Genomic DNA, 21,501 nt, shown 5'->3' with positions numbered 1-21,501 from the left:
CGCGGCTTGCTCGCCGTGCGCGCTCAGGCGGCGCGGACGGCGCGGATCTGATTGCGGACCCACTCGGGGTCCACCTCGCCGCCGAGTTCGGCGGCGAGAGCGGTGGGTGACGGGGTTCCGCCCGCCGCGATGATCTCGGCGACGCGGGCCCGTACGGCTTCGCGCTGCTGAGCGGTGGCCCGCTTGCTACCGGTGGCCTTACCGGCCGTGCTGCTGCGGTGGCGGCCACCGTTACCGGTGCGGTTACCGCCACCGGTGGAGCCCGTTCTACCGGTACCGGTAGAACGCGGATTGCCGCTCGCACTACCGCCACCGGTAGAAGCCGGATCACCGGTACCGGTAGAAGCGGTAGTACCGCCGCTGGCGAAGGCGGGATTACCGGTGCCGGTGGAGGCGGTAGTACCGGTGGCGCCGCCCGGTGCTTCACCGGTGCTCCCACCGGCCGGGGTGCCGGTGCCGGCCTCCATGCGGTGCCGGTCCTTCTCCAGCTCGTGCACGCGCCAGACGACGACCGGGCCGATCGAGGAGACGGCCAGCAGCAGCCACCAGGGCGCCTGTCCGTCCGCGCCGAGAGCGATCACGTGCTGCTCGGCGAGCCGGTCGATGCCGTTGAAGAACACCGCGAGCAGCACCGCGACGTGCTTCTCCTGGAAGCCCTTCGCCTCCTTCTTCGCGTTGCGGTACGTGGAGATCACGTACAGGTCCAAGGCCGCGGGGAAGAGGACAGAGAGGTAGGGGCCGAAGCCTGCGAGCATCGCGAGCTGGTACTCGCCGACGGCGGCGATGCCCAAGCCGCAGATCTTCGCCAGGGTCTTGAGGAGCTTGCCGAAGGTACGGTCGGCCCAGCCCCTGATGGCCCGCGCCTTGCGGGCGACGCCGACCCACCACTTGGAGTGCCTCTCCGCCCGGGCCATCAGGTCGTCGGCAGCGGCCCGGATCTCCTGCGCCTGCGCCTGGGCACCGGCGAGGACCTGCTCGGCCTTCCGGACGGCCTCCTCCCCGGTGGTCCGTGCCGCAGCGGCGGCGGCTTCGGTCTTGCGCCGGGCGTCGGCGAGGGCCGCCTCGGCCTTGTGCCGGGCATCGTCGAGGATCTTCTCGGCCTCGGACTCGGCGGCCTTCGTGCGCTTGTCGTGGCCTTCGTGGGCCTGCTCCAGCAAGGTGCGGGCCCTGGCCGTGACGCCCGCGGCCTCCTCCTTGGCCGCCTTGCGCACCGCGGCCGCCTCGGCGGTCGCGGTGGCGCGCAGCTCCTCGACCTCGGTGAGGACGGCCTTCCGTTTTTCCTCCAGATCGGATTCCGCTTCGGTCTTCTCCCGCTGCCGGGCCAGGGCCTCGGTGTGGGCGACGGTGGCGGCCTCCATCCGGGCCTGCTCGACCAGGCGGTGGGCCTCGGTCCAGCCTTCGCGCACCCGATGCTCGGCCTCGGCCGTGGCCGCCTCCAGAGCGGCGGCGGCCTTGGCGTTGGTGTCGGCGGCCTCCTCGCGGAGCTGGTGCGCCCGGGTGGTGAGCTGACCGGCGACCGCTGCCGCGTCGGCCAGGAGGGCATCGAACTGCCGTCGGATGCCGTCGGTGATCTCCCGGTTCGTGGCCAGGATCTCGGTGGCGCGCTTGCGGGTGTGGTCGAGCGCCTTGGCCGCCTCGTCCTGCTCGGCGCGGGCCGCGTCCAGCCGCCGCCCGGCCGCCTCCTCGGCGGCACGGGCGGCGGCGATGGTGTCCTCGGCGCGGGCCTGCGCGGTGGTGATGATCCGGTCCGCCTCGGCCTCGGCGTGCTGCTCGGCCACGGCCAGCAGCTCGAACGGGGTGGGTTCCGGGGGCGGGAGGGGGCGGAGGGTTGCGAGGTCGATGACACCCGTGGTGTTCATCCGGCGTGGTGCTCCTGGTTCTGGTACTGCGGGGCCGGGGCGAGCGCGAGGCGCTGGGGGGCCGGGCCGACGGCGGGCTGCTGGTACGGGCGGGCCTGGCCGAGGGCGAGGTTCTGGTGCTGCTCGAACTCGATCGCCGACCACGTCGACGACTCACCGTGGGCCCGCTGGAAGTCGGCGGGAGTCGGGGCCGGTCGCTGCCACGCGCGGGTCAGGCCCAGGTGGTCCAGCCACTCGCGGACCGGGAGACCGGCCAGGTAGCGACGCTCGATCGCCCGGTCCAGCGGCGGCGCGGCGAACTCCCACCAGGCGAACAGCACGGCCACGGTGGCCACGGCGACCAGGGCGTGGTGGTCCTGGCCGCCCAGGTGGACGGGGCGCAGCATGCGGTCGGGGACACGGAGGGAGAGGTCGATGAAGCCGGCGGCCAGGGCGGCGGGGGCGACCAGGCCGACGAAGTAGTGCGCCCCCTGGGCAATGCGGGAGCGGCGGCTGCGGCTGGTCATGACGCCTCCTTGCTGGCCGGGATGGTGCACGCGGTGCTGCGGAACTGGTCGTCGGCAACGGGGCCGGGCCGGTACGTCCAGCGGTCGGGGTCGTCGGTGACGTTGCTGTCGATCCGGTGGGCGAGGGCGACGCTCGCCTCCTTGCTGCGCCGGACCCCGACGATGTCCTTGCCGCGCTGCAGAACGTGGACCTTGAGTTCGCCGTGGAGGGCGACGGCGGCGTCGGCGGAGGCGGCGGTGAGGGCCTCGCGGGTCTGGCGCAGGACGTCGGCCTGCTCCTTGTAGGCGGTGGACCACTCGGTCGCGTCTTCCTCGGCCTGCTTGAGGGCCTGCTCGGTCGAGGCGATCGTGCGGTCCTGCGCGGCGATGGTCTCGTTCTTCTCGGCGAGCAGGCGATCGCCCGCCTTGAGAATCACGCGCGTGTTCTCCACGCTGCGCGTCAGCTTCAGCACGGCGGCCTCGGCGTCGAGGAGCTGGCGGTAGCGCCTGCGGCTGAGGAACTTCATGCGGCCCGCCCCCCGGTGATCTCGGCGGCGCGGTTGGCGTCGAAGGCGGCGCGCAGCTCGGGGTCGAGCCACACCGCGGCGTCGGCGGTGGCCGTGGTGGCCTTCATCGCGGCCGTCACCTCGGGGTCGGGGCCGGGGCCGGTCACGGTGACGGACACCCTGCCGCCCGCCATGGTGCTCACCGCCCGGGCGACGCCGGGGGCGGGCATGCACCAGCCGGGCGAGGAGAAGTGCCGGGCGAGGCGGGGGAGAAGGTGGCGGGTGTCGGCGGTGAGGCGGATGTCGGCGGCCAGGCAGCCGGCCTCGACGCTGAAGCTGACTTCGATGCCGGGGTGCAGCGCCCCGACGGCGGAGACGAGTTCCAGGGCTCCGGCGAGAGCGTCTTCGATCTCGCCGATGGCGTCCTCGGCGCGGACCGGCAGGGCGGTCTCGGGCATGATGGTGACCACGCGGACTCCTTCGTCGTAGGTGGTGGAGACGGTCCGTGCGGGCCTCCGGGGATGCACGCCCCGGGGGCCCTTCTTCGTGCCGTGGTGCGTGGGCGGCCGGGGAATCGAACCCCGTCCCAGCCTCGGGGAGTGTGTGAGGCCGGACGCGTACCGGGCGCCGCCCGAACCGGCCGCCGGCAGAGCGCCGGGGCCGGAGCGGGATCTAGCGGTGGGCGGCGCGGTTGTAGCAGGGCGCGACGCCGGTGGAGGTGCCGATCTGGCCGGTGCCCTCGCAGATGTGGCACTCGGCGGTGGTGAGGTCGAGGGAGCGGGAGCGGGCGTACCCGGCGAGCTGGGCAAGTGCCGCGGCGGCCTCGGCGCTCTGACGGTGGAGCAGGAGCTTGGTGTCACCGGCGACGAAGAGGATGTCGCGGGCCCTGGCGTAGAGGTCGTCGGCCTCGGCGAGCCAGGCCGCGGCGGTCTTCGCCGTCCTGGGGATCGGGGTCGTGGTCATCTGATGCCCCTTCTATAAAGGGTGTGGATCGGTCCGCTTCAGTCGGCTGCCGTACGAGCAGCCACGGCCGCTGCCACCCTGTTCGAGGTGGCAACGGCCGTGGTTGTTCGTAGAGTGCGCGGCTACGACTGGCGCGCCAGCTCCTGGCGGACTGCGTCCGTGGTGAGGTCAGGGACCTCAAGCGGCACGCCACGGGCCTTCAGGCGCTGTTCGTCGGTCCGACGCACGGCCGACTCGACGCGTCGCCACTGAGCAGCGCGGGGGACCTTGCGCTCGGGCGGGCGAGGGGCGGCGATGCGGTGGACCGGCACCGGCGGCGCTCCCAGCGGCTTGTGAAACTGCCGGGCTGCGCGCCGCGTCTCGGCGGGCACCGCGTCGCGGAGCAGACGGTCCTGACGGGCCTGCCACGCCTTGACGTCGATGTCGACGACGACGATCTGGTTGCTTCCTGGGCAGCGGTCCTCCGGCCGACCGTGACCGTGCTCGGTGCCGACGTGTTCGTCGACCTTGAGCGTGGTGAAGCCGATGATCCGGTGCCAGGAGCGGCAGTCCTGGCAGAGCAGCGTCTTCTCCTCGCCGGGGCGGACGTTGAACTCTTCCGGCTTGAGCGAGCTGAGCAGGAGGGGCTTGCGGCTGTTGTTGCGCTTGGTACGGACGCGGTTCTTCGACATCAGACCTCCTTGGGGCTGGTGCTGCGCTGTCCGCCCGCCAGGCCGGGCCGACCTTCCGGTGGCCTGGCGGACAGACAGCGCAGCAGCGCTGTGCAAGGTGTGTGGTTGATCTATTCGGTACAGCTACCGACGGCTGGGGGAGCGAGGGCTCGACCCCGGCCGCTGCGCTCAAGCTGGCGGCAACTGCTGTTTTTCAAGGGTGCTTTGCAGGGGACCGGTGGTCCGGCTCCCTCATCCGGCGCCGCGGGTGGGCGCGGTTCCGGGTGAGGGAGCCGGGTCCGCGAGGACCTGGCTCGTCAGGAGGCGAGGTTCCAGCCGCCTCCACTTCATCGACATTGCTAACTTACCTGATACAGTCCGGGGTGTGTCAAGCAAGTTGGTGAAGCTATGAAAGCTAGCTAGGTCGAGGGGGTCGCTCTACGATGTCGCTCATGAGCAACGAGGCCGTGCAGCCATACCAGCGGATCGTCCAGGACTACAGCGAGAAGATCCATCTCGGGCGACTCACGGCCGGCACAAAGCTGCCGAGCACCCGAGAGCTGGCAGAGGAGTACGGCGTCGCGGCGGGCACGGTCCAGCGAGCTCTGACCGAGCTGCGCACCGCCGGGTTGATCTACTCCCATCAAGGCCGCGGCTCGTTCGTCAGCGGCACCAAGAGCAACGCCGACTTGGACCCAACTGCCCGTCTCAGGGCTCTTGAGTCCCAGGTCGCGGAACTCTCCGCACGTCTGGACAGGATCGAGCAAAGGCGCGATGACTGACATCGTCGCAAGCGGCCCGGTGGGCCAGTGCGACGGCGGTAGTGAGCGGCAGTGCATGGAAGCCCCCTGCGAGCTGCGATCTTTGGTGCGACAACTCAACAGGGGTTCGAGGTGCGGGAGTATCACGATGCGCTTCGGGTCTACTTCAACCCTGGCTTCAACGGAGTGGTGCTGCTCGTTGAAATCGCGTGTAGGGACAGGAGAAGCAGCTGGTAGAGGCGACGGCAGCGCATTTGGTCTCGGCCTGAAATGACGGATTCCCCCTCTGTGCCGCACTACGTTCATGGATATCAGTGCAGCTCAGGGGCTGTTTTCAACGAAGCCTTCAACGAGGCAGTGATACCGGCGTCCCGCGAGGCAGCCCTAGCCTCCAGGACATGGAGACGATCGGCGGGCACGACGTGGCAAGAGAACACCCTGGGTGGGTGCCGGGCGCGCTCCGGAAACACCGTGAAGCGCACGGGCTGACCCTCGAGGCGGCCGGCGAACAGCTGCGGGGAGTCGCGGAGGCTGCAAAGATCCGGCTCCAGGCGAACTTCCAGACGATCTCCAACCACGAATCGGGAAAGTCCTACCCCAACCCGCATTACCAGCGGGTGTACTGCCTGCTGTACAACGCGACGCCGTGGGAGCTGGGGTTCCGCAGCCGGCTTCCACACGAGGAGCAGTCACAGCTGCCTGGGCTGACCCCGCAGAACGACAAGGTGACAGGGGCTCACGTCCTGGCGGTGGAGTCGGCTCTGCTGCAGATCACCCCCGGCGGACAGGTCGACCACCACGGCCTACGTCACCGGATCCTGGATGCCTGGCGTCGGCGGCACACCGGTGGTGACCCGCACCGGCCGCACCTCGTGCTGGTCGGCGGGTATGCGGGCAGCGGGAAGTCGGAGCTCGCCGATTTCATCTCGTACTTGACCGGGTGGCCGCGGCTGGACAAGGACAGCCTCACCCGGCCCTTGGTGGAGGCCCTGCTGGTGGCCCACGGCGGCGACCCGCACGACCGGCACACCCCCTTGTACTTGGAGAAGGCACGGGATCCGGAGTACCAGTGCCTGATGGAGTCGGCGTTCGACAACATCAAGGCCGGGATAAGTACCGTGCTCGACGCCCCGTTCCTGCGAGAGTTCTCCGATCCGACCTGGCTGCAGCGGACGAGCAACCGGTGCCGGTCGTTCGGCGCGGAGATGGCCGTGATCTGGGTGAAGTGCGATCACGACAGCATGAAGGAGTACATCACCTTCCGCAGCGCGGCCCGGGACGCCTGGAAGCTGGCGAACTGGGACGAGTACGTCAAGGGCGTCGACGTGGACTTCGCGCCGAAAGTGGATCACTTCGTCGTCGACAACCGGCTGGGCTCCGCAGTGAGCCTGGCCGACCAGGCCAAGCTCGCCCTCGGGAGGATGTACGCATGACCACTCTGCCTACCGCTGTGATCCTGTGCGGCCCACCCGCCGCCGGGAAGGACACCGTGACCCGGGCCCTGACCGAGCTCGACTCCACGTACGCGCTCTTCCAACGCCTCAAGGTCGGCAGCGGGAAGACGAGCGGCTATCGGATGGGAACCGCGGAGCATCTGGCTGCGCTCGAAGCCTCCGGGGACGTCATCTACGCCAACTCCCGGTACGGCAACACGTACGTGGTGGACAAGCCGGGCCTGGACGAGATCGTCGCCGCCGGCCTCGTTCCCGTGCTGCACCTGGGGCAGATCGAAGGGGTACGCGCGGTGATCGAGGCGTACCCGGCGCGGTGGACGACCGTGCTGCTGTGGTGCACCCAGGAGGAGACCGAGGTGCGTTCGGTCGGGCGCGGCGACGCGGACACCAAGGCCCGGATCAAGGCGTGGCAGGCCACGCAGGACGACGTCGATGCCCACCCGGACCAGGTGTGGGACCTCACCTTGGACACGTCGACCGCATCGCCGGAAGAGTCAGCCCGGCTCATCGACCAGCTGCTGGACCGACGAGCGGGAGCGGCGACGGCATGAACCCGGGTTACGGCTGGACGAGCCGGTTGAGGGCGTCGGCGAGCGTGAGCTCACGGGCGTCTTTGGCGTCGTTCCACCGTGCCAGCGTCGAGGCGGCCGCACGCAGCATCTCCGGAGGGAGGCCAGCGGCCGCGAGCATGTCGGCGGCTTCCTCCAGCTCCGGGCCCCATCGCCAGGCTCGTACCGCGGTCTTGGCGATGTACTCGGGCTCGGAGAGGTACGAGCCGCCGCGCCGCGAGGCGACCTCGATGAGCTCCTGGTCGACGCCGTGTTCACGCGCCAACCCGATGGCGAGTGCCACCAGCACGCGCGAGGTCTTCTGGAAGCTGGCGTACGCGAGCTTGAGCGCGGACGCCTGCCCGACCTCGATGCCCAGCGTCTTGGTCCGGACCGCGGTGCCCACGAAGAGCTTTTCGACCTGGGTGGTCGCGGCGGTCGGCCCGGACAAGTACAACGTCGGCGTCTTGCCGCGCACGGGCGGGGAGCCGACGACTCCGCCGTCCACGACGGTCGCGGTCGGCTCGAGTACCCCGGCGATTCGTGCCGCCCTCTCGGGGTTGATGGCGTTGGCCTCCACGTACACCCCGGCGAAGCCGTGCCCGGCGACGTCGCGGGCCACGTCCTCTGCGGCGGCCGGCGGGCAGAGGCTGATGACGATGTCACTTCGGTCCGCCAGTTCGGGCAGCGTGGCCACAGCCGTCAGGCCGAACTGCGCGGCGCGCGCGGCGGACGCGGGGCTGCGCCCGGCCTCGCACCACACGATCGAGGCCGCGTTGGTGGCGGCGCAGGCTGCCACGGCGGCGCCCATGCTGCCAGGGTGGAGGATGCCGACGGTCGGCTGGTCCACGGGGCTACTCCGTCTCGTTGAGCAAGATGGCGATGGCGTCGGTGACGTCGCCGACGACGTGGTGCGCAGCGGGAAGCTCGTCGGGCCAGGGGCGGCCGCGCAGCCAGATGGTGCGCAGGCCGGCCTGGTGTCCGCCGACGACGTCCCCGGGCTTGTCGCCGACCATCCATCCGCCGTCCGCGAGGTTCACGTTGCAGCGGGACGCCGCGAGTTCGAAGAGGCGCAGGTCCGGCTTGCGGATCTCCAGGTCGCCGGAGACCGCGACGCCGTCGGCCAGGTCGGCGAGGCCGGTCGCGGTAAGTTTCGCGCGCTGGATGTCGCTGGCCCCGTTGGTGACGATGCCGATCGTCCATCCGGACGCTCGCAGACGAGCCAGTCCTTCGAGGACTTCAGGGCGGCAGATGCTGGCGGCCGCCATGAGGCCGACGTACTCGTGCCACAGTTGCTCCGCGGGCACCTCCAGGCCGAAGACGTCTCGCAGCCGGACGAAGTCGGCGGCGTTCGCGCGGTCGGCCAGCTCGGTGCGCAGCCACTGTTCGGCAGCTGGCGGGAGAGCATGGGCGCGGCACAGGCCGGTCACGGCGTCGCTGAGTGCCGACTGCCGGTCGGCCAGCGTGCCGTCCAGATCGAAGAACGCGAGGCGGGACACGGGCACGGAGCCTATCGGGCATCGGATGGACCGCAGTTCGCGGTGACAGCTTCTCCCATCCGGCGATCGCATCGTGTATCTTTCAGGGAATCATCGATCTTGAGAGGCTGCGCCGTGACCGACCCGGACCGCTTGAAGCGGGTCGACGCCCTGCTGGACGACGTCCTGCCGCCGCCACCCGTGCGCGCGAAGCTACGCCTCGCGGCCGGCCTCACGCAGCAGGAAGTCGCGGAGGCCGTGGGCGTGAAGCGCCTCGCCGTAGCCCGCTGGGAGTTGGGCCAGACCCATCCCCGACGTCCGCACCGTGCGGTCTATCTGCATTTCCTCAACCGCCTCGCGGAGCGGTATCCGGAGGCCACGAAGGCGGATGAGGGCATGCCGACGCCAGCCTCCGAAGGGGGGTCGGGATGACCTAGTGGTCATCGGCCGCGCGCGCCGAGAAGCGGATTAACCACCCGCTGGCCTCGCGCGGCCCGTCTACCGACCGGATTAACCACCCATGTCGGCTGCTCAGATCCCGGTTCCCGCCGGTCCTGAGCTGCGGCTCACCGAGCCGCTCATTTCAAACCCGGCCCCTTACCAGGGCCAATGCACCACCGGCCACTAACCAAGGCCACCACAGCCGTAGCAGTACCGATCGCATCACCCGCGGGGCCCCCACCACAGGGGCTTCGCGGTTCAGCAGGACCGGGAGGGGAGGAGAAATCTCCCCCCGCCCGATCGGTGTCCGCCCTCTTCTCACGAAGGGGGCGGCACCTGACACATCCGCACATCTGGTTCGGCCGGGCCCGAGGGCTCGGGTCGGTCCAGCTATATGGAGAGCAGGTCGTTTCTCATAGTGCCCGAGAGTGGTGTCCCCTGTCAGCTTGGCTCTGTCCGTTTCACCCCGGTTCGAGACCCCCGCGCTTCCCGCGTGTCGGGATTCGCACACCCCGTTTGTCCTGTTCACGGTATTAATCACGAAGATTCCTGGGGTCGGAGTGTCACACGGACCCCGGTTGCCCTCCTGGCGATCGCCGGGGGTGCGCTGCTGTCCGGCCGTGCTCATCTCGCCGCTGTCCACAGCGCGGGCGCTGGACGCCGGGCGCTGTCCACAGGTGATCTGGTCCAAGGTCGCCGGATGGTTCGTGTTCAAACCTCTCTTCGGGCGGGCCGGTGAGCGCCGTGGCGGCACCGGCCGCCGTGATGGTGCCCGCTCCGCGCCCGTCGGTCGACGACGCCGACACGGTCACCGTGCTGCCCGGCCTCTTCGTGCCGGAGGCGTCGCAGTGGCTGTCGGCGTCGTCGGGCCGGATCGCGGGCGACGGCTACTCCTGGATGCAGGCGGTCCACTGGGTCGCCGGGTCCGGGCTGTACCAGCCGCGGCGGCACCGGTCGCACGGTCCGCGCTCCTTCGGTCCGACGACCGTGCGCGTCGCCCAGGAGCTCGCGGCGCTGTTCCCGTGCCGTCCGGGGATCGAGTACCTGGTGCGCCGCACCGGCCTGTCGGAGCGGTCGGTGGAGTACCACCTGGGGATGCTGCGGGAGGCCGGGCTGCTCGCTTACATCGTGCGGGGCACCCGGGTGCGCGGGGAGTCGGCGCAGGCCAGCGAGTTCGCGCGGATGATCCCGCTCGAGTTCGACGTCGCGCTGGGGATCCGCACGGTGCAGCGGGATGAGGACGCTCCGCAGTACACGCGTGCGGTGTCCGGGATCGCGGAGGCCGGCCGGGAGCTGATGGCGAAGCTGGCGAAGAAGGCGGCGCGTAAGGTGCGCAAGCCGCGCTCGAAGACGTCGTCGAAGGCCCCGTCGAAGGGCACCCGAACGGGTGCTGACCAGGGCGCTGTGGCGGCTGTTTCCGGTGAGGCCCGTTGCACCCCAATGGGGGATAGTTCCTCAAGTGCTTCTACTGCGGGTACTACTTCCTTCCCCCCTGAGAGCAAGCTCGCCAGCGGGCAGAGCAAGTCCCCCACCCCGAAGAAGTCCAGCGGCAAGGCCGGCGGTCGCCGGAAGCTGAACGCGGTCGGGCGCCGTTTCCAGCTGGCCGGTGAGCTGATCCGACAGGTGCCCTGGATGGGCCGGGCTTCGGTGCCCCAGATCGCCTGGATCCTGCGCGAGGTCGCGGACGCGGGCTGGACCGCCGATGAGGTGATCGCGTTCCTGGACCTCGGCGACGCCCCGGAGCGGGTGCACCGTCCGTCAGGGTTCCTCGCCGGGCGGCTGAAGGGGGCAGTGGCCCTGTGGCCGACCGCTGAAGGCCGGGCGCGCGCCGTCCAGGCGTACCGGGACTCCCGCCGCGCGGAGCAGGCCCGCCACCAGGAGTGGGAAGGCGACTGGCAAGGCCCGAAGTCCCCCGCCGTTCAGCGCCTGGTCGCCGAGGCGTTCGCCCCCAGGGTCGCTGCCCCGGCCATCCAGGCGGGAGAGGGCGTCGGCCAGGCGCCGCTCGTGCTGGAGGAGCTGACCCGCGAGCAGGTGCTCGACTGGCGCACCCGCGCGGCGAAGGACCACCAGATCGTCTTCGACCACATCGACGAGTACGGCGAGCCCTCCGCCCGCCGGCTGTTCACCAACGCGTTCGTCGACCAGGTGCTGCGCCTGGCCGACACCAGCCGCCTGGTCCTGGCACACACCACGTGGAGGCAGACATGACCCAGCCGTTCGACGCGACGCGCAGCGACGGCCCCGAGGCACTGGGCCTTCAGCAACCGACGTGGTTCACCGACCACGTCACCCGGTGGTGGGTACCGGCGCTGGGTAGTGAAAGCCTCGCGCGGTTCCTGCACCCGGCCGGTATCGACGCGAAGGGGCGGCTGCACGTCATCTGCTCCCAGAGGGCCTACGCGACGCACGTGCGGTTGGCGGCGAACGTGATGGTCGAGCGCATCAACGAGCTTGTTCCCGCTGCTCGCGTCACCGGGATCCGGGCGCACATGCGGCCAGTCGTGGTTCTCATCATGACCGCCGATGCCGTCACCGATCAGCAGCTGCTCGACGACGTGTTGCTGGAGACCTGCTACGACGTCGTCCAGGACTGGGGCGTACACCACCCTGTCGTCCTCCAGCACACAGCCGAGACCACGGCCGACCAGTTCGTCGCCGGCTGGGCGGCCACGCACACCGAGGCGACCAGCGGCATCAGCGCTCCCGTCCGTGCCGCGGTCTACCCCGCTGACCAGCACCGCCACGGCGGCAAGGCCGTCGAGGTCCGCGACCTCGAGCTCGTGACCGGGCGCCCGGACCTGTGCCTCGCCTTCTGCGCGAAGAACCACCCGATGCCCCCTCTCGCCCGGCTAGCCGTCCGCGCTGGCCTCACCGTCAGGCAGGTGTGGTCATGACCCACGAGCAGAACATCAGCGGCGTCGACCTCGCCCGGGTGATGCTGCACGCCGCTCGGGAGGCGGCGAAGAAGCGCGGCGCCACCGGAGCCCGCGCCCCGCGCCGCCGGGCCCGCGCCGTACGGCACGACGGCCGGGACCCGCAGGGGTTCGCCACCGTGCTCCAGGGCCTGATGGCCGACCGGGCCTGGGACATCCCGGCCGCCGGCGGCAGCGTCCTGGACCAGTGGCCGGCCATCGCGGCCAACGTCTCCCCGAACCTGGCCGCCCACGTCCAGGCGACCGCCTTCCACACGGAGTCCGGGCGGCTGGACCTGCGCCCGGACTCGCCCGCGTACGGCACCCAGCTCCGGCTGCTCAGCACCCGCATCGTCGCCGCGGCGAACGATGCGGCCGGTACGCAGGCGGTCCGCAGCATCCGGGTCCTGGCCGCCGGCGCCGTGTCCCGGGAGCACACGGTGCAGTCCACCCCGGCGGCCCCGGCCGCTACGGAGGCGCCGGTGAAGACCAGGGAGATGGCCTCGCCCGGCTTCCACCAGGCGCTCGCCGCGCACCGGTCGGTCACGCCCGCACAGCGGGTCGACCCGGGGATCGCGGCGGCGGTGGAGCGGCAGACCGCCGCGATGCGCGAGCTCAGCCGCCGGGCGTTCCCCGACACCGAGCCTGCCGACGTGCCGGCTCCGCTCGAGGCAGTCCGTCTCCAGCGTCGGCGCCAGGCCGCGGCCACGGAGGCGGCCGCCCTCAGGCGGGCCCGTGCCGAGCGTGCCGCTCGACGGTCCGGAACGACGGCCGTGGTCGCCCAGCGTGCTCTGCTGCGGTCTACAGCCTGAAGCGGACCAGTACCGCCGGCCGCATCTGCGGGGCCGGACGGGCGGGGTACGGCCCCGTGCGGGCGCGATATCGTGGGGGCCTGATGACCGCCGCTTTTCATGATCTGGCAGGAGAGCCCCGCGTGGCCGAGGACCCCATCGCCCAGAGCGAGATCGCCGCTCTCACCCGCCGCTACGAGCAGGCGCAGGAGACGACGGAGCGCGAGTTCGGGATCGTCAAGTCCGACCTGACCGCCGTGCGGCTCCAGGTGGGCAACCTCGACCAGAAGGTCAGCAATCTCGACACGAAGCTCGGCAAGCTCGACGAGAAGCTGGACGAGAAGGTCGGCGAGCTCGCTGGCCAGGTGCGCGACCTTAACGAGAAGATCGACCGTAATCAGGCGCAGATCGTCGAGCTGCTGACGGCGCTGGTGGGCAGGGACCCCGGTACCGCGTAGGCACGCTGCGCATCAAGATCAAAGAAAGGTCCGGCGAGAGCGGCTCTCGCCGGACCTTTCTGCCGCGTGAGGGGGTGCCCACGGCTACCGTCATTCGTCATGGACATGAACACGCTGCTGTACCGGTACCGCGTGGAGGGCATGACGGTGGCGCTGGGCTGTGTGCTGGCGGCATTGCGCTGGTGGACGGAACCGCGCGCCGCTGGCGTGATCATGATTGCGGTCGTGGCCGGGGTACTCCAGGCATGGTCCGGGTTCTCCGGGCTGGGCAACACGGTGTGGGCGGGCGCGGCCGGGCAGGACATGACCTGGCGCACCTACCGCGACCCCGACGTGATGGTGGCGAAGGACGGGGGTCGCAACGAGGACTCCCAGTTCTTGATCGGCCAGATGCGCCGGGTCGAGGAACGGGTGGAGGCATTCGCCGGGGAGACCGGCATGGAGCGGATCTCGCTCTCGGTCGCCGGCGGGCGGATCGGCACGTGGAACGCGGCGTCCTCTGTCCGCTTCGGACGGCGCGGGCATGTCACCCTGGGGCTCATCTGGCTGTGGCCCGGGCGCAATGCCGTGATGCCGTACATCCTGGAGCACGAGCTCGACCATCTGCGGCGGCGCGATTCCCACATCAGGACCGCCGCCGCGGTCGTCGGGGTGGTGCTCATGGTGCTGTGCATGGGTCTGCTCGCACTGGACCGGGCCGCCGCCGTGCTGGCCGGGCTGGGTGTGCTGTGGGTGGCGTACCTGTGGTGGTCCGAGCTGGCTTGTGACCGGGCCGCGGCCCGCCGCTGCGGCCGCGAGATGGCACTCGCGTCCTGGCGGCAGGAGCTGGAGGATGCCCGCCTCCTCCCGCCGGTCCGGCGCCTGTTCGTCGCGTTCTGGGCGCTGCGGTCCCACCCACCGGTGCGGCTTCGGCTGTGGCTGTCCCGCCTCGCCCCGCCCGCGGATCGTGACCGTGCCCTGCCCCCGGCCCGGCCCTGAGGACCCCGACTGCCGGACGCGAGGGCGGCCCTGGCGGCTAGGACGGCGTGTTCAGCTGAGCCCGGCGGGCGGTGACCAGGGTGCGCCAGCGGGCTCGGGTGGTCTGTTCGCCGTCGAGCCACCGTGCTGATGATCCCGGCCGGGCGGGGAGGTCAGCCATGAAGTGGACGAGCTCGCTGTAGTAGGCGTAATCGCCGTTGCGGGTGAGGTCGCCGAGTCGGGAGAGGGTGACGGCCAGGTCGTCGTGTGCGTCCAGGACGGCGTGGTGGAAGGCGAGGGCCAGCTCCAAGGCGGTCTGGAGCGTGGGGAGCCCGGCGACGTCGATCTCGGTGCGCAGCACTCGGGCCCGGTCTTCGACGCCGGTGGTGCCGGCGTCGCGCAGGAGGGCGGCGATCTCGGTGGTGAAGGCGGTGGCGCGCAGGTCGAGGCCGTCCAGGAGCTGCCGGGCGAGGGTGATCTCGTCGTCGGCCTGCTGGAGGTCGGTGAAGGCGGCGACGAAGGCGCGCTGGGCCTGGGCGATGGCGCGCTCGCCGGCGAGGGAGTGCTCCTCAGCCTGGGCGCGGGCGGCTTCGTAGGTGGCGGCCGCGCGGGACAGGTCGCCCTGGGGCCACCAGATGTCGCCGAGAACGCGGTGCTGGCGCCCTTGCTCGCCGAGGGTGCGGGCGGCGTCGAGGGCGGCGGGGAAGTCACCGGCCATGCGGGCGAGGTGGACGAGGCCGCGGCGGGCGTCGGGGGCGAGGCGGCCGCCCGTGTCGGCGACACGCTGCATCCCGTCGCGGGAGGCAGCCGTGTGCCCGAGGTCGCGGTCGGCCTTGGCGCGGTAGTACAGGGCCATCTCGGTCAGGTCGCCGGGCAGCAGGCCGGTGTCGATGACCGCGGTGAGGCGCTCGACGGTGCGGGCACGGTGTTCGCGCTGGCGGCGGGCGAGCGCGCTGAGGAGCTCGGTCAGGCCGTCGGCCGCCGTCTGGATCCCCGCGTCGGCCGGCTCGTCCGCGGCGGGCGGGGCGACGGGCTCCCAGACGAAATCGGCGACGTATGCCCAGGCGGCCTCGGTGAGCCAGCCCAGGTCGAGGCGGTGGTCCCGGGCGAGGCGCAGGCCCTGGCGCAGGCAGGCGACGAGCAGGGCCCGGCCGCCGGGGCCGGGCTGGCTGGTCCACTGCTCGCCCAGTGCGGTCAGGGCTCGCTGGGCAGCCTGCTGCCAGTCGGCGGTCGTCCAGCGGTCGTCGGTCTGGTCGTCGGCGCTGCGGATCGCGGAGCGGACGACGCCGTGCAGGTGGAACGGCCACAGCGCGAAGGGGTCCTCGCGGACGAAGGGCCGCTCGAGCAGGCGCCGCACCGGGGCCTGGTGGGAGAGGCCGGCGGCGCGGGCGGCCAGGGTCTCGTCGAAAGCGTCCAGCAAGGACACCGCGCGGGCGACGTGCCGCTCTTCGGAGGGCAGGTCGCTGAGGGTGCGGGCGACGAGCGCGGGGAAGGGGTGGGTGAAGTCGCCGGGCTCGGGGGTGCGGGTGCGGCGGATCTCCAGGAACCGCATGACGGCCAGGTCGAGGTGGAGCGGCAGCCCGTGTGAGCTGCGGGTGATGACGTCGCGGATGTCCTGGCTGATCAGGGGCTCGTCGTCGCGGGTGAGCCGGCGGGCGAGGTAGGTGTCGCAGTCCTCGGGGGAGAAGTCACCGATCAGCAGCTGGCGGCGGCCGCCGCTGCCCGTGGCGGTCCGCGCTGCGGGGGGCGTGTGGTCGGCCAGGCCCGGCCAGCTGGTGGGGCCGGTGTAGTCGAGCTGGCCGTTCAGGGCCGCGTCGCCCCAGGAGAGGCGATTGCGGCCGGTGATGACGAAGAGGGCGGCGGGCATCAGCCACACCAGGCGCTGGATGAGGCGCTCGAAGTCGCGGCGAGGGTCGGCGATGTCCTCGAACGTGTCGAGCAGTATGACCGGCACGACCTGCTTCTTCTTCGGCAGCTGCGAGAGCTCCCAGGCCAGCAGGTGCGCGTAGTAGGAGAGGGTGTCGATATCGGGGTCGGCCTCGAGGAGGTCGGCCAGGCGGTGGCAGCCGGCCAGGGCCTTCACCGTCTGCTGCCGCTGGCGCAGTGCCCTCACCAGGGTGGTGGTGACCTGGCCCGCGGCCGCGCCGACGAGGCCGGGGAGTGCCAGGGCGCCGGCGACTTCGCCGAGCGCGGACTGCATCTGCTGCGGCAGGCCCTTGGCGAATTTGGCGAGTCGCCCCCGGCGCAGGTATTCGTCCAGCGGCTCACCGGGGTGGGTGGCGTCCCAGTAGCGGCGCAGGGCGATGTCGAAGGCCGGCAGCGGGCGTCCGAGCCCGGCCAGGGCGAGCCGGATGCTGAGGATGATGCGTTCGAAGTCGGTGCCGCCCGAGCGGGCGAGGTCAACGCGCACCGGCAGCAGCCGCGTGTGGGGAAGAGCGAGTTCGCCCCACTGGGAGGGGCGGTTCTCGCTGCTGGTGAGGGCGGCTTCCAGCACGCGGGAGAAGGTGGTCTTGCCGATGCCGCCGATGCCGTACAGGTTCACCACGTTGTCGCGCGGCGCCTCCAAATCCTGGGGGTCGAAGCCGGGCTCGGCGATGCGCTCGAGGTGCTCGGCGAGCGCGGCCCCGACTGTCTGCCACTGCAGCTGGCGGTTGGTGAACGCCTCCACCGCGGCCAGCGTGTGGTCGTTGGTGCTGAACAGCGCGCGAAGGTCCCGGCCTGCCATGAATTCCCCCCAGGAATGATCACCTGGGCGTCAACCTACGCTCTCCCCGGCGCCGGTGGCAGGGTCCGGAGCCGGACTCGGCGCGGCTGGGGCCTGTTCTTGGCCACCCCCGGCGCAGTCTCCGAACCCGTGGCAGGGCCGGGTCGTCCGTCTTGCCGGGCCTGTCCCTTCGGGCCGACAATGATCCTTTGTTCCAACACCAAGGCGGTCTTCCCGTGCACGACCCTGCCCACCCCGCAGGCCCCTCCGGCGACCCGGCCCACGGCAGCTCGGACGCCACCGCCGACGACGCGTTCACGGCCGTCACGCGGGTGATCGCCTGGTACACCCAGCAGATCCTGGCCGAACGGCGCTCGGCCGCCCCGGACCAAGGGCGCCTCGAGCAGCTGCTGGAGCGGCAGCGGGCGTGTGTGGCCGACCGGAACCGGCTGGCCGGAGCCGGCCCGGAAGAGACCGCCCGGATCGCCGCAGACTACGAGGCGCGCGTCAAAAAGCTGAGCGAGTCGTAAGCCCCGGCCCCGGCCTGGTGCTGTGCCGGGAGCGGCAGCGCGGCCAGCGGCGCCGGACGCTCGAGCCGGCGCGGCTGCAACGGCGCCGGCAGCAGGGGTCGCGCGAGCTCCTCGGCTTCCAGCAGCTCGTCCCGGTACTCCGGCAGCGCCGCCCGCAGCCACCGCTGCACGCTCAGGAATCGCATGGCCTCGGGGAAGGTGTAGGGCCTCTGCTGTTCGAGGACCAGGGCATGCGCGGCGCCGGCCCGGTGGGTCCAGCGGCCGTCGTCGCCGCGGTGGTTGCGGTAGAGGGCGCTCTCGTCCGGCCGCAGGAGCACCACGGAGTCGGCCACGGTCTGCTGCTCGGCCGCTGTGACGGCGTCGATGACGGCCTGAAGGCTCCGGTCGTGACGGGCAGCGCTGGGGAAGGAGGCCGGGCCGCTGCGCACCGCTCGTGCGTAGCGGGCGGCGCCGGCCTGGCGGCTGTCCGCGGCGCGCAGGGCGGGCACCACGACCTCGATGCGGTACCCGGCCTGGCGGAAGCCGGCCGCGCTGCTGAGGAACTCCCCGGCGCTGTCGGGGGACAGGGCCAGGACGAGGTTGCCGCGCCGCGCTCGTACGTATGCTTCGGCCTTCGCCTGCCACGCTGCGCAGTCCGCGCCGATGCGCTGCTCGGCCGTCCGCGGCTCGTCCTGCATCAGCTGCCAGTAGTCCGGGTGCATGGCCGCGAAGTCCCCGGGCGTGAGCCAGGTCGACGGTCCGGGCAGGGCCGCAAGGACCAGGCGGACCGTCTCCATCGTGGCGGTGCCGGGTTGTCCCAGCACGTACACCACCGCCGGGCGTTCCTGCGGCGCGATGTCGGCGAGGTGGGCGGGGGCGAAGAGCTCGTCGAAGATCCACTGGTGCTCGTGCGCGGAGAGCCGGTGGTAGTCCACGCCCGGCGCTCCAGTGCGGGGCTGCGCGATGCGCCGCACCGGCTCTGCCCAGGCGGCGGCTCGCTCGGCATCCCGCTGCACCGCCAGCCCCCAGTCTGCGGGAAGACGCCGGTCGTGGGCGTGGCGGTCGGCCTGGGCCAGCGCCCGGCGAAAGTGCCCGGTCTCGGCGGCGGTCCAGGGCCGCGACCGGGCGTTGACCACCGTGTCCTTCGCCGCCGGCGGGCGACGCCACCCGCCGGGCCCGAGCTCGTTGCGGTACAGCACGTGGGGTCCGGGCCGCACGACGAGCAGCCGGTCGGCTAGGTGCTCGGCCTCGATGACCTCCAGGGTGCGCAGCATCCCCGCTACGCACCGGTCGTGGTTCTCCCAGGACACGAAGCGGGCGTTGCCCGCCTGGGCCTGGCGTACGTAGCGGTCGAGCACGTTGAGTTGGGTGACCGCCTCGGGCACGGCCAGGGCCACGACCTCGATCCAGTAGTCGGCCTGCCGGTAGGCGGCCGCGGTGGCACGGAAATCTTCCGCATCGGCCAGCGCGGTCTCCACCACGACATCGAACCGGTGGCTGCGGGCATACGCCTCGACCTCGTCCTGCCAGCGGCAGGTGTCCGGCCGGACCCGCACGCCGGCGGTGCGAACGTCTTCGGCCAGGAGCTCGGCGTAGCGGTGATGGGCGGCCTTGTATAAGTCGCGGCCGACCAGCACGGCCCCGCCGCGGTGGTCGAGGGCGGTGTGGAGGAGGCCGGCCAGCATGGTCTTGCCGCTGCCGGGCGGGCCCGAAACGAACAGGGCGACCGGGCGGTCTTGCCGGGCGGCGTCCTTCGTCCAGGCCGGCAGGATCTCGGCGGCGAGGATCTCCTGGTGCTGGTCCTCCGGCAGCACGACCGGCGGGATCTTGTCTTCTCTCACCGGTGCTCCTGGACGGTCATAAGGGCTGCTCTCCGGGCAGGTACGGACAAACGAGGCTGTGGCTACTTGGAGTTGGTGGTGGCCAGCTCGCGGCGCAGGTCGTCCAGGAGGGTTCCGTCGGGCAGCCGCCACAGTGTCCAGCCGTTGATGATGTTGCCGGTCACGGCCTCGGCGGCCTTCGACGGGGACGGGAAGGGACGGGCGTGGCCGTCGACGATGAGCTGCCCGTCGGCGGTCACCACGGCGCGCCCGGACCGGCCTGCCCGGCGCTGGTGGAAGGTGAGCACGGTGTCGGGAGCCAGGAGCCCCGCCTGCATCAGCCCCGCGAGGGGCCCGTGGGGGACGACGGACGGCGACGTTGTCGCCGGTGCGGCTCCGGTGCTCAGGGTCAGCGTGACGTGCACGGTCTCGTCGCTGCCGGCCTTGGCCAGGTGCGCGAGGACGGCGGAGTCGAAGTGGATGCTGAGCGTGGGCATGCGGGCTCCCCGAGGCAGCGGTGCCGAGTGAAGTGCTTCTCGTGATCAGCTTAACTTCTCCGGGCTCCAGTGATCCAGGAGACAACTTGTGGTCCTTGCCGCACGGCGCGAAGAGACGCTCCCTGAACGTGCTCATGACCGCCGCAATGTGGGTAGGTCGCTGCTGGCCAGGCCGGACGGTCGGGCATACGAGGCGCGGAGGAACACCTGAATGAGCGTCACCACCACCTACCTGTCCAAGACGGAGGTCCAGAGCCTGCTCGGCGTCACGGCCTTCGGCTTATGGCGGATCACCAGGAAGTACGACGACTTCCCCACCCCCGAGAGCGACCCGGACCCGTTCGCGACGAAAGACGACGAGGTCTGGGACGGCACCGAGCTCTACCGCTGGGCCGCCAAGACCCCCGAATTCGAGCACCGCGGCGCGGCCCTGCTGCGCCCGCTCCCGGACGACCTTTCACCGGGCAAGTGGGCCGGATACCAGGACACCCCGAAGGGGCCGGCGCTGGACTGGCACACCGTCCTGGGCACGCTCCGTCTCGTCCACACCAGCAAGAACCAGACCGCATCCGCCGTCGCCGCCGACCTGGCGCAGCGCGGCAACCCGGACGGCGTGACCAGCGTCTGCGCCCTCTACGGCGACATCAGCTTCAGCGGGCCGGCGCTCGTTGCCGCCGACACCGCCCACCCGACGATCGAGTACGAAGCCCAGTGGGGCGTCGTCGCCCAGCTCGCCGGGCAGGACCTGCCCTGGTGGCCCGGCCTGCTGCGCTCCGCCCAGCTCATCCGCCAGTGGCATCCTGGAGCCCCGGCTCTCGTCGCGGAGGTCCCCGCCAGCGCCAGGGAACAGATCTTGCGCCGGGCTGCGGCGAACGGCGTCTTCGACGCCACCGCGCAGGCTGTGCTGACGGACATGGCCAACGATCTGCGCAACGACCGCGTGCGCGACGCCGAGCACGACATCGAGCTCTTCGGACGGCACTCCACCCACCTCGTCATCGGCGCCCGGCCCGATATCAGCCAGCATCCCCTGCCCACCATCGACGACCGCCAGGTCCTCGCGGCCGGCTGGAAGGCGATCGCCGCCAGCAGCCACCCGGACGCCGTCGCCGCTCTGGAACTCGTCCTCGCACGCGATCCCCGGCTGCTGCCCTTCGGCGCGCTCACCAAGCTCGCCCTGCGCCCCGGCACGATCGCCGAGCAGTGGGTCCGTCGGCTCACGCTGTGCGACCCGACCGCCGCCCACGCAGCCCTCGCCGGCGACCGCCCGGTCGATGCCTTCTTCGTCGACCCCCTGACCGACATGCCGGTCCTGCGGACCACCACGGGCGACACCCCCGGCCTGCGGTTCTACGCGCCGCTGGCCCTGCCCGACACCGGTGCCGAGCTCACCTCCGTCGTCCTGGACGGCACCGTGTGGGTCAAGACCAGCGACGGCCAGGTCCATCCCGCCCCGTGCACGCCGAACGAGCACCTGTGGTGGGGCGACGGCTGGGGCGACAAGCCCAGCGAAGCCGCCACCGTCATCACCACGCTCCTGGACAACCTCGGCGCCACCGTCGACCTCCGCGAGCACTGGAAGGTGGCCCCGCGCGGCCTGACCGCCCTACTCGAGAAGCAGGCGAAGCCCGGCCCGACCGAGATCGCCCGTCACACGCTGCTGCACGCACGCATGACGACGCCCCCGCGGTCGTCGTACGAGGACTGA

At 71.5% G+C, this 21,501-nt stretch carries 22 protein-coding genes; 11 read left to right on the top strand and 11 right to left on the bottom strand.

Annotation, left to right across the window (positions count from 1 at the left end; genetic code table 11):
• Nucleotides 1-23: 23 nt before the first annotated feature.
• The 6 genes from AB0G59_RS27890 to AB0G59_RS27865 all read right to left on the bottom strand — a co-directional run bounded on the left by AB0G59_RS27890 (nt 24) and on the right by AB0G59_RS27865 (nt 4,484).
• On the bottom strand, nt 24-1,859 hold the full coding sequence (locus AB0G59_RS27890; protein ID WP_360917148.1) for a hypothetical protein: 1,836 nt from the start codon (nt 1,857-1,859) through the stop codon (nt 24-26).
• Nucleotides 1,856-2,365 carry a hypothetical protein gene (locus AB0G59_RS27885; protein WP_360917146.1) on the bottom strand — a complete coding sequence of 170 codons (510 nt, stop codon included), beginning with the start codon at nt 2,363-2,365 and terminating at the stop codon, nt 1,856-1,858. Before AB0G59_RS27885 ends, AB0G59_RS27890 begins: the two co-directional genes overlap by 4 nt.
• Nucleotides 2,362-2,871, bottom strand: a complete 510-nt coding sequence (locus AB0G59_RS27880; RefSeq protein ID WP_360917143.1) for a hypothetical protein — start codon at nt 2,869-2,871, stop codon at nt 2,362-2,364. Before AB0G59_RS27880 ends, AB0G59_RS27885 begins: the two co-directional genes overlap by 4 nt.
• Nucleotides 2,868-3,320 carry a hypothetical protein gene (locus AB0G59_RS27875; protein WP_360917140.1) on the bottom strand — a complete coding sequence of 151 codons (453 nt, stop codon included), beginning with the start codon at nt 3,318-3,320 and terminating at the stop codon, nt 2,868-2,870. The genes AB0G59_RS27880 and AB0G59_RS27875 overlap by 4 nt, the downstream gene beginning before the upstream one ends.
• 202 nt (nt 3,321-3,522) lie before the next feature.
• Nucleotides 3,523-3,813: a hypothetical protein gene (locus AB0G59_RS27870; RefSeq protein ID WP_360917137.1), complete on the bottom strand. Its 291-nt coding sequence runs from the start codon at nt 3,811-3,813 to the stop codon at nt 3,523-3,525.
• 122 nt (nt 3,814-3,935) lie between these two features.
• On the bottom strand, nt 3,936-4,484 hold the full coding sequence (locus AB0G59_RS27865; RefSeq protein WP_360917134.1) for a hypothetical protein: 549 nt from the start codon (nt 4,482-4,484) through the stop codon (nt 3,936-3,938).
• 431 nt (nt 4,485-4,915) lie between these two features.
• Between AB0G59_RS27865 and AB0G59_RS27860 the strand changes: the two genes are divergently transcribed.
• From AB0G59_RS27860 to AB0G59_RS27850, 3 genes are all read left to right on the top strand, one after another.
• A complete protein-coding gene (locus tag AB0G59_RS27860; protein ID WP_360917131.1) occupies nt 4,916-5,245 on the top strand; it encodes a GntR family transcriptional regulator in 330 nt (109 codons plus the stop codon).
• Between the two features lie 377 nt (nt 5,246-5,622).
• Entirely contained in the window at nt 5,623-6,657 is a 1,035-nt protein-coding gene (locus AB0G59_RS27855; RefSeq protein ID WP_360917128.1) for an AAA family ATPase, read from the top strand.
• The gene (locus AB0G59_RS27850; RefSeq protein ID WP_360917125.1) at nt 6,654-7,229 is read left to right on the top strand and encodes a guanylate kinase; all 576 of its coding nucleotides are present in this window, start codon (nt 6,654-6,656) and stop codon (nt 7,227-7,229) included. The genes AB0G59_RS27855 and AB0G59_RS27850 overlap by 4 nt, the downstream gene beginning before the upstream one ends.
• Nucleotides 7,230-7,236: 7 nt before the next feature.
• Here AB0G59_RS27850 and AB0G59_RS27845 read toward each other — a convergent pair whose 3' ends face one another.
• Nucleotides 7,237-8,076: a DUF1932 domain-containing protein gene (locus AB0G59_RS27845; protein WP_360917123.1), complete on the bottom strand. Its 840-nt coding sequence runs from the start codon at nt 8,074-8,076 to the stop codon at nt 7,237-7,239.
• Between the two features lie 4 nt (nt 8,077-8,080).
• Nucleotides 8,081-8,725 carry an HAD family hydrolase gene (locus AB0G59_RS27840; RefSeq protein ID WP_360917120.1) on the bottom strand — a complete coding sequence of 215 codons (645 nt, stop codon included), beginning with the start codon at nt 8,723-8,725 and terminating at the stop codon, nt 8,081-8,083.
• A 114-nt stretch (nt 8,726-8,839) separates the two neighbouring features.
• On the opposite strand from AB0G59_RS27840, the gene AB0G59_RS27835 reads away from it, so the two are divergent.
• The 6 genes from AB0G59_RS27835 (at nt 8,840) to AB0G59_RS27810 (ending at nt 14,284) form a co-directional block, all read left to right on the top strand.
• Nucleotides 8,840-9,136, top strand: a complete 297-nt coding sequence (locus tag AB0G59_RS27835) for a helix-turn-helix domain-containing protein (protein WP_360917117.1) — start codon at nt 8,840-8,842, stop codon at nt 9,134-9,136.
• Between the two features lie 753 nt (nt 9,137-9,889).
• A complete protein-coding gene (locus tag AB0G59_RS27830; RefSeq protein WP_360917114.1) occupies nt 9,890-11,353 on the top strand; it encodes a helix-turn-helix domain-containing protein in 1,464 nt (487 codons plus the stop codon).
• Nucleotides 11,350-12,039: a DciA family protein gene (locus AB0G59_RS27825; protein ID WP_360917112.1), complete on the top strand. Its 690-nt coding sequence runs from the start codon at nt 11,350-11,352 to the stop codon at nt 12,037-12,039. The genes AB0G59_RS27830 and AB0G59_RS27825 overlap by 4 nt, the downstream gene beginning before the upstream one ends.
• Nucleotides 12,036-12,869, top strand: coding sequence for a DciA family protein (locus AB0G59_RS27820; protein WP_360917109.1), 834 nt, complete (start codon nt 12,036-12,038; stop codon nt 12,867-12,869). The genes AB0G59_RS27825 and AB0G59_RS27820 overlap by 4 nt, the downstream gene beginning before the upstream one ends.
• A 122-nt stretch (nt 12,870-12,991) precedes the next feature.
• Nucleotides 12,992-13,306: a hypothetical protein gene (locus AB0G59_RS27815; RefSeq protein ID WP_360917106.1), complete on the top strand. Its 315-nt coding sequence runs from the start codon at nt 12,992-12,994 to the stop codon at nt 13,304-13,306.
• Nucleotides 13,307-13,405: 99 nt separating this feature from the next.
• Entirely contained in the window at nt 13,406-14,284 is an 879-nt protein-coding gene (locus AB0G59_RS27810; protein ID WP_360917103.1) for a hypothetical protein, read from the top strand.
• Nucleotides 14,285-14,321: 37 nt separating this feature from the next.
• Here the strand turns inward: AB0G59_RS27810 and AB0G59_RS27805 are convergent, their stop codons facing one another.
• Nucleotides 14,322-16,988 carry an ATP/GTP-binding protein gene (locus tag AB0G59_RS27805; protein ID WP_360917100.1) on the bottom strand — a complete coding sequence of 889 codons (2,667 nt, stop codon included), beginning with the start codon at nt 16,986-16,988 and terminating at the stop codon, nt 14,322-14,324.
• A gap of 215 nt (nt 16,989-17,203) precedes the next feature.
• Here AB0G59_RS27805 and AB0G59_RS27800 point away from each other — a divergent pair, with 215 nt between their 5' ends.
• Nucleotides 17,204-17,497 (top strand): hypothetical protein, encoded by a 294-nt coding sequence (locus AB0G59_RS27800; RefSeq protein WP_360917097.1) that lies wholly within the window; start codon nt 17,204-17,206, stop codon nt 17,495-17,497.
• Here AB0G59_RS27800 and AB0G59_RS27795 read toward each other — a convergent pair.
• Nucleotides 17,461-19,317, bottom strand: a complete 1,857-nt coding sequence (locus AB0G59_RS27795) for a zeta toxin family protein (protein ID WP_360917094.1) — start codon at nt 19,315-19,317, stop codon at nt 17,461-17,463. The genes AB0G59_RS27800 and AB0G59_RS27795 overlap by 37 nt on opposite strands.
• A 62-nt stretch (nt 19,318-19,379) precedes the next feature.
• Nucleotides 19,380-19,793 (bottom strand): DUF4357 domain-containing protein, encoded by a 414-nt coding sequence (locus tag AB0G59_RS27790; RefSeq protein WP_360917091.1) that lies wholly within the window; start codon nt 19,791-19,793, stop codon nt 19,380-19,382.
• Between the two features lie 211 nt (nt 19,794-20,004).
• Here AB0G59_RS27790 and AB0G59_RS27785 point away from each other — a divergent pair, with 211 nt between their 5' ends.
• Nucleotides 20,005-21,501, top strand: a complete 1,497-nt coding sequence (locus tag AB0G59_RS27785) for a hypothetical protein (protein WP_360917089.1) — start codon at nt 20,005-20,007, stop codon at nt 21,499-21,501.

The sequence above is a fragment of the Streptomyces sp. NPDC021096 genome (genome assembly GCF_040641275.1).
Taxonomy (GTDB): domain Bacteria; phylum Actinomycetota; class Actinomycetes; order Streptomycetales; family Streptomycetaceae; genus Streptomyces.
This window is presented reverse-complemented; position numbering and strand designations above follow the sequence as displayed.